Here is a 13,229-nt window from a genome sequence, read left to right as displayed (position 1 = left end):
GCATGCTGATTCGAACCTCCCCCGAACACGAAGCCCGGATTCTGCTCCGGTTGGGCCTGGCGATCGTCGCCGTGATCGCCCTGATCGGCACGCTGATCGTGGTCGACCCGTTCGGCCGCCAGGCCGACGAGCGCAGTTCGCTGATCGTCACCACCCCCTACGTCGGGCAGGGCGTCGCCGGCGGCACCCCGGTCCTGCTGCACGGCGCGCGGGTCGGCGAGGTCACCGCGGTGGCCAGCCGACCCGAGGGCGGCGTTCGGCTGCAACTGCGGCTACAGCCCACGCCCACCCGGGGATTGACCGACACCGTGGCCATCGACTTCCGCCCCGCCAACTACTTCGGGATCACCGGGATCAACCTGATGCCGGGCCCGGCCGGCGGAGCGCCGCTGCGGGACGGGGCACACCTGGACGTCGTACCGCGCGGCAACTTCACCATGCAGGCCTTCCTGTCCCGGGTCGGGGAACTGACCAACGGCGTGATCACCCCGGAGTTGGTCTCGGTGATCGACCGGGCCACCCGCTACGTCGACGGCCTCAACCCGATGCTGGAGACGCTGCTCCTGGTCACCGGCACAGTCACCAAAGTGCAGACCGTCAGCGCCGCACAGATGGTGCGCAACCTGGCCGGGATCGGCGTCGCCGCACCGTCGTTCGTGGATGCGGCGACCAACCTGGCCGATCGGCTCAACAACACCGGCCTCGACGTCGACGAGCAGTTCTTCCAGGACCGCTTCCTGGCGACCATCCAGTTGGCCTCCACCGGGCTGTTCGGCACGGTCGGCAAGCTGCTGTCGTCGAACATGCGCAACATGCTGCCGGCCACCGAGGTGGTGCAGACCCTGACTCGCCCGGTACCCGGCATCGCCCAGGCGGACAACATCTCGGAGACGTTGGTGGAGTTGCGGACTCGCTTCGAGCGGATGTACGAGGGCTCCGGTGATCAGCGCGCCCTGCAGGTCCACATCGTCCTCGACAATCTGCCCGGGGTCGCCGGACCGCTGCAGGCCATGGGGGCCGCACCATGACCACCCACGGCGGGACCAACCGACCGAAGATCATCTCGCCGCGCGCGGCACTGTGGCGGCTGGCGCTCAGCGCCGTCCTGGCCATCGCGCTGGGCATCGTCGTCATCAACGTCCTGCGCCAACCGGTGGACGGTGAAACTCGCTCCTACGCTGCCGAATTCACCGACGCGTCCGGCGTCCAGCCCGACACCGACGTGCGGGTGCGCGGGGTGCGGGTCGGCAAGGTCGACGGGGTGACGCTGGTCCGACGGGCCGGCCAGAGCCTGGCCGAGGTCGCGTTCACCATGGAGGACCGGTTCGCCGTCGTGCCCGCCTCCCGGCTGGCGATCAAGTTCCAGGCCCTGACCGGGCTGCGCTATCTCGAGGTCATCGACCCCGCCGAGATCCCCGCCGGCGACAGCCATCCCGAGATCGTGACGTCCATCCCGACCACCATGACCCGGCCGTCGCTGGACATCACCACGCTGTTCAACGGGCTGCAACCGGTGCTGGCCACGTTGAGCCCCGAGCAAATCAACACCTTCACCGACAACGTCACCGCATTCCTGGCCGGCGACGGCCAGGGGGTGGGTCCCATGCTCGGCAGCATCCGGCAGCTCACCGAGTTCGTCACCGACCGGCAGTCGGTGATCTCCACCCTGCTGCACAACCTCAGCGCCCTGTCGGACTCGGTGGGCGGGCACTCGAAAGAGCTGATTCAGCTGCTGGATTGGGCCAACCGGCCGGTCACCGCGGCGCTGGACGTGCTCGACGAGTTCCGCAAGTCCGACCTCTACGGGCCGCAGTTCACCAGCGCGGTGTCCCGTCTCCTACACAACATGGGCTTCCAGCGCGGGGAGGACGTCAGCGACGCGCTCGACCGCGCGCTGACCAATTTCAACGACGCGATCGACGGCTTCAAGATGGTGCCGGTGGTGTGGGAGAACATCGGCCCGCCCAGCCAGACCGGCGAGATCGTGCCGTGTTCGCGCGGGCCCGCCCAGTTGCCGGCCACCATGGACGTGCTGCTCAACGGACAGCGGGTGGTGCTGTGCAACCCCTGAGGAGAAGACTGGGCAGCCCGCTGCTGCTGGGGATCGTCGCGCTGATCATGGTGGCCGTGGTGGCGGTGGGCGCCGTCGTCATGTACGTCAACCCGCCCGGCCGGCAGACGGTGGTGTTCCACACCGACGACGCCGCGGCCGTGCGCCCCGGGGACGCCGTCCGGATCGCCGGGGTCAACGTCGGCAAGATCAAGGACCTGACGATCGAGCCCGAACGGGTCCGAGTGCGCGCCACCGTCGACAAGGACGCCTTCGTCGGCGACCAGTCCCAGATCCAGGTCCGGATGCGCACCGTGGTCGGCGGCTACTACACCGCGATCGTCTCCCTCGGCGATGAACCGCTGGGCGACAACGTGATTCCGCTGGAACGCGTCTCCATGCCCTACAACCTGGTCCGCACCGTCACCGACGCCACCCGGGTCGCCGACGACGTCGCGGCCGGCACCGTGCGCGATGCGCTGGACAACGTGCAGCGCGGCCTGTCCGGCGAGGGCAACGTGGAGACGCTGGCGGCCATCATGGATGCCGGCAACAGCCTGACCGCCGCCATCGACCAGCAGCGCGGCCAGATCTCGTCGATCCTGAACCTGTCCGACGAATACATCCACTCGTTGAGCAACTACACCGACGAACTGAAGGAACTGATCCGCAAGGTCTCGATCATCGAGCAGACGCTGGTGCTGTACTCCGACGGCTTCGGTCAGGCGCTCGCGGGCATGGGCGACGTGCTCGACGCCCTCAACCCGATCGGGCAGTTCTTCGCCGAGCACCGCGACAAGTTCATCGAGAAGGTCCGCAACTGGCAGGAGATCGTGCAGACCTGGGCCGACCGCAGCGGACTGGTGGTGCGCGGGCTGCGCCGGGTCCGCGACAAGCTGGACCGGGTGCTGGACGCGCAGAACGCCCGACCGGACCTGCTGGCCACCGATCTGTGCATCCCGATCCCGGGGAAGGCCTGCTGATGGGCGCCGCGGTGCAACGTGTCCTGGCCGGCGCCGTGGCGCTGATCGCGGTCGCCGCGCTGACCTCCTGCGGTTCGCGCACGGCGACCGCCGAGAGCTACTGCGCGATCATGGCCGACGGGATCGGCCTCTACGCCGGTAATCCGGTCACCCAGATGGGTTACCGGATCGGTACCGTGACCGCCGTGGAGCCCGACTTCGAGGACGTCCGGGTCAGCTTCACCCTCAGCGCGCCGCGGCCGATCCCCGCCGACGTCAAGGCCGTCATCCGGTCGATGTCGATCCTGGCCGACCGGTCCCTGGAGTTGGTGGGCAACTACCGCGACGGACCCGAACTGGTGGCCGGGCAATGCATCCCGCCCGACCGCACCGCCACCCCGAAGAGCCTGTCCGAACTCGTCGGCTCGATCGCCACCTTCGCCGAGGCGATCAGCCCCGACGGGTCCACCAACGTCGCCGACACCGTGCGCGGCCTCGAGCAGGCGCTGCACCAGCAGGGCACGCGCACCGGCGAGTTCCTGGCGCGGCTCTCGAGCCTGCTCGACAGCCCCGACCGGGCGATCAGCGACACCGGCTCCATCGTCACGAACCTGGCCCACCTGACCGGCGAACTGAGCTCGGTGCGCGGCACGCTGAAGCAGGTGCTGCTGGACGCCGAGGCGACCACCGGCGACCTGGTGGTCGCCACCGACGGGGTGATGCGGATGACGCAGACCCTGCCGCTGATGGTCACCATGCTCGCCGAGTTGGAACGCGAACTCGGCGAGCAGACCCAGCGGGTGCTCGACACCGTCTCGGTGCCGCTGCGCAAGGCCAGTCCGCACGCCACGGCGCTGTCAGATCTCCTCAACCCCGTCCCGGGCTGGATCACCACGGTCTCGGATCGCTTCAACGACCAAGGCCTGCAACTCAAGTGGCGCCCGCCGATGTTCCGGATCCGAACCCAGGACGGGCTACTGCTGTGCGGCATCATGAACTCGCGGGTGCCGGGCAGTTGCGCCGACATCGCGGGGACCCCGTACGCGGTGGACGTGGCGCTGCTGCAGTACGCCCTGACGGAGGCGAGCCGATGATGCGGAAGATACTGCGGCGCCGCGGCGTCCTCGCTGGCGTGGTAACCACGGCGGCGATCCTGTCGTCGTGCGCGTCGCTGTCCCCGGACTCGCTGCCCCAAGACAACGGCGACCGCCACGGCTACGACGTGGTGCTGGAGTTCGACAGCGTGCTCAACCTGCCCGACCGCGCCCGCGTGGTGATGGACGGCGTCAGCGTCGGCGTGGTCACCGACGTCGACCTGGTCGACGGCCGGGTCGACGTGACCTCGCGGATCGATTCCGGGGTGGTCATCCCGTCGGACATCCACGGGATCCTGCAGCAACCGACCGTGCTCGGCGACATCTTCGTCGCCCTGCAACGCGACCCCGAGGCCGATCCGGCCGCACCCCCGCTACGGCCCGGCGACACCGTTCCGCTTGCGCGCACCACCTCGCCCCCGCAGATCGAGGACACCATCGCCAGCCTGGCCAACTTCGTGGCCAGCGGTTCGATCCAGCGCGCCCAGAACACCATGATCGGGCTGAACCGGGTCGCCGACACCAGCGACGTCGAACTGAGCCGGATCGCCGCGCAGGTCAGCACCAACCTGGGTGAGTTGGCCGCCAACCTCGACTCCGCCGAGCTGGTGTTGGCCGGATTGTCCGACACCGCGGCGATATTGAGCAGCAAGCGCGGCGCGTTCGAGCACTGGTTCTCCCCGGCGGGCATGCTCGGCTTCGACCGGGCCACCCAGGTGACCTCCCGGCTCAGCGTGATGATCCCGTCGATCGGCAGCGTCTACAGCGGCGGCTTCTGGCTGGTCCCGATGCTCACCACCGTCGGCGACGCGATGGGCGCGGTGCAGGGCACCAAATGGGCGGTGGAAGAAGAGATCCCGCGGTGGCGCAAGCTGTTCACCGGATACTTCCTGCCGCAGGACAAGTACCCGGCGATCAACATCACCTCGATCCGCGGCCCGGACGGCCGGGAGTTGTCCGGCGATGTGCACGACGTGCTCAGGATCCTGGGGGCCACCCCATGAAACTGCGCAACCTGCTGACCCTGACCGCGTTGGCCGCCATCGTGGTGTTCGCGCTGGGCTATCTCGGCGCGTTGGGCGTGCGCCTGTCTCCACCCGAGCAGCGCACCACGCTGGCGATGGACATCGACAACATCAACGGCCTGGTGGTCGGTTCCAACGTGCTGCTGCGCGGCATCCCGGTGGGCAAGGTGACCGCGATCGAACCGACGGTCGAGGCCGCCACGATCCGCTTCTACATCGACGGCGCGCATCAGGTGCCGGTGGACAGCGGGGTGCGCGTCGACAACCTGTCCGCCCTCGGCGAGACCTACATCGGCCTGTTCCCGCGCAGCGGCGCCGGCCCCATGCTCGCCGACGGGGACCGGATCGCCGCCGAGGCCATCAGCACGCCGCCGACGATCTCCGATCTGGCCGTGAGCATGGGGCACCTGCTGCAGCAGTCCGATCCGGAGCAACTCCAACGCATCGTCGCCGAGGCCGATACCGCCCTGGGTGATCCGGAGACCGTGCTGCCCAACCTGGCCCGCGCCGCCACCCTGCTGCGCAACGAGGCACGCAGCATGGACGGCCGCGGCCAGGAACTGCTGATCAACGCGCAGACGCTGCTGCGCAACGCCGGCTTCGTCGGCCCCGCCCTGGCCAATCTGGCCCCCAGCCTCGACCAACTGGGACCGAACGTGCAGGGCATCTTCGCCGGCGCGATGAACCTCGTGCTGGCCGGCTCCCCGGAGGCCCTGGAAAGATTCCAGGCGTATCTGACCCGGATCCAGTCCTTCCTGGACACCCGTTCCCCGGACATCAAGGTGCTGGCCGAGACGCTGCTGCCCAACGTCCGGTCCATCGGTTCGGCGCTGACCAACTTCGACACCGGGCGGCTACTCGACAACATGCTGCGCGGGGTCCCCGAGGACGGCGCGATAGACCTGCACGTCACGCTGCTCCCGCCCGAGTAGCCCAGCATGATGAGAAACGTTCGACGAGAAAGGCACCCAGATGGCCGACGAGAACACTGACGACGCCGACGCGACCGAGGACGCGACCGAGACAGAGACCGCCGGGGACACCCCCAAGGATCCCGCGGGGCCCCGGCAGGTCTCGCTGTCGGTGCGCACCCTGCTGGTCGGCGCGCTGGTGGCCGTGCTCGCGGTCGCCGTGGGCGTGCTGGCCTGGCTGTACATCGACGCGCGCGGCGAACTCGACGCCCAGGCCCGCCAGGCCGCCAACAATGAGCGCGCCCAACAGGTCGCGCTGGACTACGCCGTCGCCGCGGCCGAGATGGACTACCGCGACCTGCCCGCCTGGAAGGGCCGGCTGGTGGCCGGCACGTCACCGGAGTTGAGCGCCAAGCTCGGCGACGCGGCCGACTCGATGGAGCAGATCCTCGCCCCGCTGCAGTGGCAGTCGACGGCCAAACCGGTCGCCGCCATCGTCCGGTCCAACGCCGGTGACGTGTACGTGGTGGATTCGTTCGTCAGCGTGCTGACCAAGACCACCCAGGCCCCGCAGGGTCTGCAGTCCACCGCGACCTACAGCATCACCATCGACGGCAACAACGACTGGCAGATCACCGATGTCGGCGGCATCGACGCCGTCCTGGGCCGACGGTAGGAGTCGACCGTGTCAACAGATCCGAGGTGGCGGCACCCCGTCGCGGCGCTGCTGGCGGGCGTCGGGATCGCGGTGGGCGCCGCGCTGGGCACCGCGGTGCCCGCCCTCGGCGATCCCGCCCCCGACCCCGTCGGTCACGAGCCACCGCCGCCGCGACTGCCGGTGATCGTGCCGACCGCCTCGGACTGGCAGCCCAAGTTCCCGTTCCCGTACGACGAATCGCGCCGGCACGTCACCGAGGCCGACATCACCGCGCAGCGCGAGATGTGCCAGTGGTTCACCGCCCAGTACGACGAGTTGCTGCAGCAGATCGACCGGTTCAACATCAAACTGATCAGCCGGCACGGGAACTGGGCCGCCGACGACGTCGTGGCGCACGCCGAGGCCGTCACCGCCAACATCGACCAGTCGGTGGCGTTCCTGACGCCGCGCGCCCGGGCGCTGACGCAGACCCGAACGTTCGCCGGTGACAACTACTTCCCGCTGTATCAGGGCGAGAGCTTCTACCTGATGTGGCAGCACCTGTCGGACGTGAGCGGCGGGATCAGGGCGCACCAGCCGGCCTGGTTCACCGGTCCCTCGGTGCAGCGGTTCAAGTACTGGGGCAGCAGGATCAACAGGTCCCATGTCTGTCAATGAAGCGGGGACACCCAGGCGTGTGGGCGTCGTGCTGGCCGGCTTGCTCGGCGCCGGATCATTTTGGGCCACACCGGCGGCCGCCGAGGCGCGGGCCCAGTTCGACGCCGGCATTGCCGCGGTGCGCGCCGCGAGCACCTGCCCCGCGTTGGCCCACGACCCGCTGGCGCAGCGCGCCGCCGAGCTGTCCAACCGCTCCACCGAGGACTACCTGAACCACACCGCCGAGCACGTCCCGGTCGCCGACCCGCTGTTCGTGCTGCACGACCTCGGCAGCGACGCGCAGCGCGCGGTTCAGCTGCAGGGCCAGGGGCCCACCCTCGCCGAGGCCCTCAAAGGAGCGTTGCTGCAGGGCAATTCGACCATCCCGGACTGCGCGTACACCGGGTTCGGCACCAGCGTCATCGAGCACGCCGCCAGCGGCCACACGCTCGTCGTGGCCGTGCTGACCGGCTGATCAGCGCCGGCTCAGGTCCATCCACGGCGGGGTGAGCCACGTTCCGGCGGCGCCGATGAGGAACTTCAACGGCCCACGCTCGCAATAGGTCTGCGCGTCGTCGGTCACCGCGCAGGTGGTGCCCTGATGTTCGACGAGGGTCCGCGGCGGCAGCGGGGCGTGCGCCCGGGTCGGGGGCATCCGGAACGGCACCGTCCAGTCGTAGTGCATCGCCCGGTCGCCGGTGACCCAGCCAACCGCCTGCGTGCCGGGCGGGGCCCCGGGGATGTGGCCGCTGCAGGCGAAGCTGCCGCGGCCCCAGATGCCGCAGTTCTGCCCGGTCGGCGCCAGGAACCACACCCCGTCGACGCCCGGGAACGTCAACGGCGCGACGTCGGCCGGATCGAAGAACCGGATCGTCGGCCAGGGTTCGGGATCCGGTTGGGCCAAGGCGGCCGGGGCGCAGGCCAGCGCGGCGACCACCGCGGCGGCTCCCGCGAACAACCGGCGCGCACGCTGTGACATCACGACCCCTGTGTGTGTTGCGGAGTCGTCAGCCTACCGCTGCGCGGGCACCGTTTCCTCGGGTACGTCGATGATTTCCTGCGCGAAGCGCCGACTGGCCCACAGGTAGCAGACGATGGCCAACCCCTGGACGGCCGGAACCACGAACAGCGCGCGCTCGAGGGCCAGGTTGCCGAGGCTGTCCAGCAGCGCATCGCTGATGATCCCGGTCAGGAACGGCCCGGCCGAGCCGACGATGGCGCTGAAGAACAGGAAGATCGCCGAGGCGGTGGCCCGTTGCTCGGGGCGCACCAGGCGTTGGATCGCCGCGATCGAGGGCGCCATGTAGGCGGTGCCGATCACGTAGGCCAGCGCGATGAACCACACCGTGGTCGCGGCGCCGTCGACCAGCAACGCGGCCACCGAGAACGGCACCATGGCGGCGGTCATGGCGGCCACCAGCCACAGCAGCCAGCGCGGGTCGCGTCCGGAGAGCCGGTCGGCCAACCGGCCCACGAACAGCAGGCCCAGGATCCCGGTCAGCCCGCTGGCCACCCCGTACTGCCAGGCCACCTCGCCCAGTGACATGCCGCGGCTGCGCATCAGGAACGCCGGCGCGAACGTCGTCAGGGAGTAGCCGGCGAACGAGATGCACGCGGCCCCAGCCACAATCGCGCGGTAGCTCGGCTTGGCCAGCAGATCCCACCACCGTGTCGCGTCGCCGTCGCCGTCGGCGACGGGCACCGGGTCGGCGGGCAGCGACTGCCGCGGCCCCAGGAGCACCAGCACCAGCGGGGCCACCAGGATGCTGATCGCGCCCATCACGATGAAAGCGCTTCGCCAGCCCAGCGATTCGGCCAGCAGTCCGCCGCCGATCAGGCTGGCGGCGCTGGCCAATGGGATCGACAGGGTGATGACGGCCAGCGGCGCCGCGCGTCGGTGCGGGGCGAAGTTGCGGGCGACGTAGGCGTGGGCGGCCGGGGTGCTGCCGGCCTCGCCGACCGCGACGCCGACCCGGGTGAGGACCAGTTGGAAGCCGGACTGCACCCAGCCGCCCAGCACCGTCATGGCGCCCCACAACGTCAGGCACGCGGAAACCACCAAGCCGAAGGCGCCGCGGTCGGCGATCCGGGCGATGAAGATGCCCAGCACCGCGTAGACCACCAGGAACCCGAAGCCGTTGATGATGCCGATCTCGGTGTCCGACAGGTCCAGATCGGCCTTGATGGGCTCGGCCAGCACGGCCGGCAGGAAGCGATCGGCGTAGTTCAGCGTCCCGACCACGGCCAGCAGGACGACGGCGGCCCAGGCGCGCCGCGGCGGGTGGGCGCCGGCCGGTGCCGGAGGCGTCATCGGCGGTTAGACGACGCCGCGCAGCCCGTCGGCGCCGAACGCCGGCTCCAGCAGGCCCGAGATGTCCGGGCCGCGGCGCAGGCCATGCCCGCCGTCGACGTTGATCACCTGCCCGGTGACGTACTCGGCGGCGTCCGACAGCAGGAACATCGCGACGTTCGCGATGTCGTCGACCTCGCCGACCCGCGGCAGCGGGGTGCACTGGCGGTAGTCCTCCAGCGTGGCGGGCAACTCCATGATGGGCCCCACCATGTCGGTGCGGGTCAGGCCCGGGCGAATTCCGTTGACCCGCACCCAGGACGGTCCCAGCTCGTCGGCGGCCAGCTTCAGCAGGGCGTCCAGCGCAGACTTCGCGGGGCCGTACGCGCCGAACCAACGGTGGGTGTTGCTCGCCGCGATCGAGGAGATACCGACGAACGATCCGCCGCCGGCGCGGACCATCTCGCGCGCCGCGTGCTTGAGCACGTACATGGTGCCGTTGACGTTGAGGTCGACGGTGCTGCGCCACAGCTCGGAGTCGATCTGGGTGATGGGGCCGATGGTGTGGCTGCCACCGGCGCTGTGCACGACCCCGTGCAGCCGGCCGTGCCACGCGGTGGCCGCCGCGACCGCGCGGGCAACCTCGTCCTCGTTGGTGACGTCGGCGGGCTCGTAGGCGATGTCGCCCGGACCGGCGGCGCCCTTGATCTCGTCGGTGGCGGCGGCGAGCCGATCCGCGTTGCGGCCGAGGATCATCACGTTGGCGCCCGCGGCGACCAACGCCGCGGCCACGCCCTTGCCGATCCCGCTACCACCACCGGTGACCAGGTAGGTCCGGTCCTCGAACGACAGCTGCACGCCAGACCCCTTCAGCCGAATTGGAACAGGTTCTAGTAAAGCTATACGGCGCGCGCCGTCGGCGTCAGGGAATGTCCTTGCGGGCCGGTTGGGTGGGCTTGGCGGTCCGCCAATCCTCGACGTCGGGCGCCTGCGCCACCGGGAAGCGGTTCTCGTTGTGGGCGGCCCAGTGGGCGTGGCCGAGTTCGTGGATGTGGAACGCATGCCGCAGCGCCTCGCTGAACCCCATCGCGTCGGAGGCCGCGTTCACCGAATCCTTGACCAGCAGCGCCGCCATCGTCGGCCGCTCGGCGATGCGCCGGGCGAACTCCAGCGTCTTGTCCTCGAGCTCGTCGACCGGGAACACCTTCGAGACCATGCCCAGGCGGTAGCCCTCCTCGGCGTCGATCGAGTCGCCGGTGAGCAGCAGCTCCTTGGCCTTGCGCGGGCCGAACTCCCACGGGTGGCCGAAGTACTCGACGCCGGGCATGCCCAGCCGGGTGGCCACGACGTCGCTGAACTTGGCGTTGTCGGCGGCGACGATCAAATCGCAGGCCCACATCAGCATCAGGCCCGCGGAGATCGCGTTGCCCTGCACCGAGGCGATGGTGATCTTGCGCAGGTCCCGCCAGCGGCAGGTGTTCTCGAAGTAGTAGTGCCATTCCTGCAGGTAGAGCTTCTCCACCATGCCCGGCCGGGTGGCACCGTCGGACGCGTAGCTCGGATGCATGCCGGGCCCGGGGGTGCGTTCGGCCAGGGCCGCCTCGGAGCCCAGGTCGTGCCCGGCGGAGAAGTTCTTGCCGCGCGCGGCCAGGATGATCACCCGGACCTCGTCGTCGGCCTCGGCCCGGCGGAAGGCCTCGTCGAGCTGGACCAACAGGGTCCGGTTCTGGGCGTTGTGCTCGGCCGGGCGGTTGAGCCAGACCCGCGCGATCCGGCCGGAATCGAGGGTCTCGTAGGTTACGAACTCCGGGGTACCGCCGGCCGGAGGAGTGCTGTCGGTCTGCTGGGGCGTCGCCATGAATGCACTTTACGACTTCCACCCAGACCGTAAACCGCCGGGCGGCTCGAAACGGGCGTCGGCGATGTTCAGCTTTAGGACGCGGGGGCGTGTCGTCGCTAGAGTTATGTCATGGCAGCGAAAACAGACCCCGCAGAGATCGTCGACGTCGAACCGTTGGCCGACGACACGGCCAGCCAGGCGCGACGTGTGGTGGCGGCCTACGCCACCGACGCCGACGAGTGCCGGGTGTTCCTTTCCATGCTCGGCATTGGACCGTCGAAGCTCGAGGCCTAGGTGACTCCCGGGGAGGGACAGCCCGCCCCCTCCGGGGACTCCGACTTCGTGGTGGTCGCCAATCGGTTGCCGATCGACATGGAACGGCATCCCGACGGCAGCGTCACGTGGAAGCGCAGCCCCGGCGGGTTGGTCACCGCACTGGAACCGCTGCTGCGTAAGCGCCGCGGCGCCTGGATCGGCTGGGCCGGCCTGGCCGAGGACGACGTCGACACCATCGACGAGCCGATCGTCGAGGAGGACCTGCGCCTGCAGCGGGTCCGGCTCAGCGCCGAGGACATCGCCCAGTACTACGAGGGCTTCTCCAACGCCACCCTGTGGCCGCTGTACCACGACGTCATCGTCAAGCCCGAATACCGCCGCGAATGGTGGGACCGCTACGTGGTGGTCAACCGCCGCTTCGCCGAGGCCACCGCGCGCACGGCCGCGCCCGGGGCCACCGTGTGGATCCAGGACTACCAGTTGCAGCTGGTGCCCAAGATGCTGCGCATGCTGCGGCCCGATCTGGTCATCGGCTTCTTCCTGCACATCCCCTTCCCGCCGGTCGAACTGTTCATGCAGATGCCGTGGCGCACGGAGATCACCGAGGGCCTCCTCGGCGCCGACCTGGTGGGCTTCCATCTGGCCGGCGGGGCGCAGAACTTCCTGGTGCTGGCCCGCCGGTTGATCGGGGCCAACACCTCCCGCGCGTCGATCGGCGTGCGGTCCCGGTTCGGCGAGGTGCATTACGGCTTTCGCACCGTCAAGGTCGGCGCCTTCCCCATCTCGATCGATTCGGCCGCGCTGGATCAGCGCGCCAAGAACCGCGACATCCGCCGCCGGGCCCGCGAGATCCGGGCCGAGCTCGGCAATCCGCGCAAGATCCTGCTCGGCGTCGACCGGTTGGACTACACCAAGGGCATCGACGTCCGCCTCGAGGCGTTCACCGAGCTGCTCGAGGAGGGCCGCGCCGACCGCAACGACACCGTGCTGGTGCAGCTGGCCACGCCCAGCCGCGAGCGGGTGGAGAGCTACCGCATGCTGCGCGATGACATCGAACGCCAGGTGGGCCACATCAACGGCGAGTTCGGCGAGGTCGGTCAGCCGGTGGTGCAGTACCTGCATCGACCGGTGCCGCGCGACGAGCTGATCGCGTTCTTCGTCGCGGCCGACGTGATGCTGGTGACGCCGCTGCGCGACGGGATGAACCTGGTGGCCAAGGAGTACGTGGCCTGCCGCAGCGACCTCGGCGGCGCGCTGGTGCTGTCCGAATTCACCGGCGCCGCAGCCGAACTCCGGCGCGCCTACCTCGTCAACCCGCACGACCTGGACGGCGTCAAGGATGCGATCGAGGCCGCCCTGAACCAGACCGCCGAGGAGGGGCGGCAGCGGATGCGCACGCTACGGCGCCAGGTGCTGACCCACGACGTGGATCAGTGGGCGCGCTCGTTCCTCGACGCGCTGGCCGGCACCCGCGACAACTCCTGAAA

15 protein-coding genes are annotated in these 13,229 nt (G+C 69.7%); 11 read left to right on the top strand and 4 right to left on the bottom strand.

Annotation, left to right across the window (positions count from 1 at the left end; translation table 11 throughout):
• Positions 1-2 precede the first annotated feature (2 nt).
• The 9 genes from EL338_RS02665 to EL338_RS02625 are packed head-to-tail and all read left to right on the top strand — an operon-like array spanning position 3 to position 7,811.
• A complete protein-coding gene (locus EL338_RS02665) occupies positions 3-1,028 on the top strand; it encodes an MlaD family protein (RefSeq protein ID WP_179967154.1) in 1,026 nt (341 codons plus the stop codon).
• A 29-nt stretch (positions 1,029-1,057) separates the two neighbouring features.
• Complete coding sequence (locus EL338_RS02660; protein ID WP_126336638.1) at positions 1,058-2,071, top strand: MlaD family protein; 1,014 nt, start codon at positions 1,058-1,060, stop codon at positions 2,069-2,071.
• A 47-nt stretch (positions 2,072-2,118) separates the two neighbouring features.
• A complete protein-coding gene (locus tag EL338_RS02655) occupies positions 2,119-3,033 on the top strand; it encodes an MlaD family protein (RefSeq protein WP_126336639.1) in 915 nt (304 codons plus the stop codon).
• The gene (locus EL338_RS02650; protein WP_235666351.1) at positions 3,003-4,106 is read left to right on the top strand and encodes an MlaD family protein; all 1,104 of its coding nucleotides are present in this window, start codon (positions 3,003-3,005) and stop codon (positions 4,104-4,106) included. The genes EL338_RS02655 and EL338_RS02650 overlap by 31 nt, the downstream gene beginning before the upstream one ends.
• Positions 4,106-5,110, top strand: coding sequence for an MlaD family protein (locus tag EL338_RS02645; protein WP_235666468.1), 1,005 nt, complete (start codon positions 4,106-4,108; stop codon positions 5,108-5,110). The genes EL338_RS02650 and EL338_RS02645 overlap by 1 nt, the downstream gene beginning before the upstream one ends.
• Positions 5,107-6,063, top strand: a complete 957-nt coding sequence (locus EL338_RS02640; RefSeq protein ID WP_126332317.1) for an MlaD family protein — start codon at positions 5,107-5,109, stop codon at positions 6,061-6,063. The genes EL338_RS02645 and EL338_RS02640 overlap by 4 nt, the downstream gene beginning before the upstream one ends.
• Before the next feature lie 40 nt (positions 6,064-6,103).
• The gene (locus EL338_RS02635) at positions 6,104-6,718 is read left to right on the top strand and encodes a hypothetical protein (RefSeq protein WP_126332316.1); all 615 of its coding nucleotides are present in this window, start codon (positions 6,104-6,106) and stop codon (positions 6,716-6,718) included.
• 51 nt (positions 6,719-6,769) lie between these two features.
• Complete coding sequence (locus tag EL338_RS02630) at positions 6,770-7,357, top strand: hypothetical protein (RefSeq protein WP_372939023.1); 588 nt, start codon at positions 6,770-6,772, stop codon at positions 7,355-7,357.
• Positions 7,344-7,811, top strand: a complete 468-nt coding sequence (locus EL338_RS02625; RefSeq protein ID WP_126332315.1) for a hypothetical protein — start codon at positions 7,344-7,346, stop codon at positions 7,809-7,811. Before EL338_RS02630 ends, EL338_RS02625 begins: the two co-directional genes overlap by 14 nt.
• On the opposite strand, the gene EL338_RS02620 is transcribed toward EL338_RS02625, so the two are convergent.
• From EL338_RS02620 to EL338_RS02605, 4 genes are all read right to left on the bottom strand, one after another.
• Positions 7,812-8,315, bottom strand: coding sequence for a hypothetical protein (locus EL338_RS02620; RefSeq protein WP_126332314.1), 504 nt, complete (start codon positions 8,313-8,315; stop codon positions 7,812-7,814).
• 33 nt (positions 8,316-8,348) lie between these two features.
• A complete protein-coding gene (locus EL338_RS02615; protein WP_126332313.1) occupies positions 8,349-9,647 on the bottom strand; it encodes a spinster family MFS transporter in 1,299 nt (432 codons plus the stop codon).
• Between the two features lie 6 nt (positions 9,648-9,653).
• A complete protein-coding gene (locus EL338_RS02610) occupies positions 9,654-10,484 on the bottom strand; it encodes an SDR family oxidoreductase (RefSeq protein ID WP_126332312.1) in 831 nt (276 codons plus the stop codon).
• 64 nt (positions 10,485-10,548) lie between these two features.
• Complete coding sequence (locus tag EL338_RS02605; RefSeq protein WP_126332311.1) at positions 10,549-11,484, bottom strand: enoyl-CoA hydratase; 936 nt, start codon at positions 11,482-11,484, stop codon at positions 10,549-10,551.
• A 111-nt stretch (positions 11,485-11,595) separates the two neighbouring features.
• Here EL338_RS02605 and EL338_RS02600 point away from each other — a divergent pair, with 111 nt between their 5' ends.
• Both EL338_RS02600 and EL338_RS02595 read left to right on the top strand, forming a co-directional pair.
• A complete protein-coding gene (locus EL338_RS02600) occupies positions 11,596-11,760 on the top strand; it encodes a hypothetical protein (protein ID WP_126332310.1) in 165 nt (54 codons plus the stop codon).
• Entirely contained in the window at positions 11,761-13,227 is a 1,467-nt protein-coding gene (locus tag EL338_RS02595; RefSeq protein WP_126332309.1) for an alpha,alpha-trehalose-phosphate synthase (UDP-forming), read from the top strand. It abuts the gene before it with no gap.
• Positions 13,228-13,229: the final 2 nt, after the last annotated feature.

It is taken from the genome of Mycolicibacterium chitae, from assembly GCF_900637205.1.
In the GTDB taxonomy this organism is placed as follows: domain Bacteria; phylum Actinomycetota; class Actinomycetes; order Mycobacteriales; family Mycobacteriaceae; genus Mycobacterium; species Mycobacterium chitae.
The sequence above is the reverse complement of the archived record's forward strand: the minus strand, read 5'-3'. Positions and strand labels throughout refer to the sequence as shown.

Bases quoted from the DNA above. Each gene is read 5' to 3' on its own strand.
- EL338_RS02640 (WP_126332317.1), top strand. From the start codon at position 5,107: ATGAAACTGCGCAACCTGCTGACCCTGACCGCGTTGGCCGCCATCGTG.
- EL338_RS02645 (WP_235666468.1), top strand. From the start codon at position 4,106: ATGCGGAAGATACTGCGGCGCCGCGGCGTCCTCGCTGGCGTGGTAACC.
- EL338_RS02635 (WP_126332316.1), top strand. From the start codon at position 6,104: ATGGCCGACGAGAACACTGACGACGCCGACGCGACCGAGGACGCGACC.
- EL338_RS02605 (WP_126332311.1), bottom strand. From the start codon at position 11,484: ATGGCGACGCCCCAGCAGACCGACAGCACTCCTCCGGCCGGCGGTACC.
- EL338_RS02625 (WP_126332315.1), top strand. From the start codon at position 7,344: ATGTCTGTCAATGAAGCGGGGACACCCAGGCGTGTGGGCGTCGTGCTG.
- EL338_RS02600 (WP_126332310.1), top strand. From the start codon at position 11,596: ATGGCAGCGAAAACAGACCCCGCAGAGATCGTCGACGTCGAACCGTTG.
- EL338_RS02665 (WP_179967154.1), top strand. From the start codon at position 3: ATGCTGATTCGAACCTCCCCCGAACACGAAGCCCGGATTCTGCTCCGG.
- EL338_RS02655 (WP_126336639.1), top strand. From the start codon at position 2,119: ATGGTGGCCGTGGTGGCGGTGGGCGCCGTCGTCATGTACGTCAACCCG.
- EL338_RS02620 (WP_126332314.1), bottom strand. From the start codon at position 8,315: ATGTCACAGCGTGCGCGCCGGTTGTTCGCGGGAGCCGCCGCGGTGGTC.
- EL338_RS02615 (WP_126332313.1), bottom strand. From the start codon at position 9,647: ATGACGCCTCCGGCACCGGCCGGCGCCCACCCGCCGCGGCGCGCCTGG.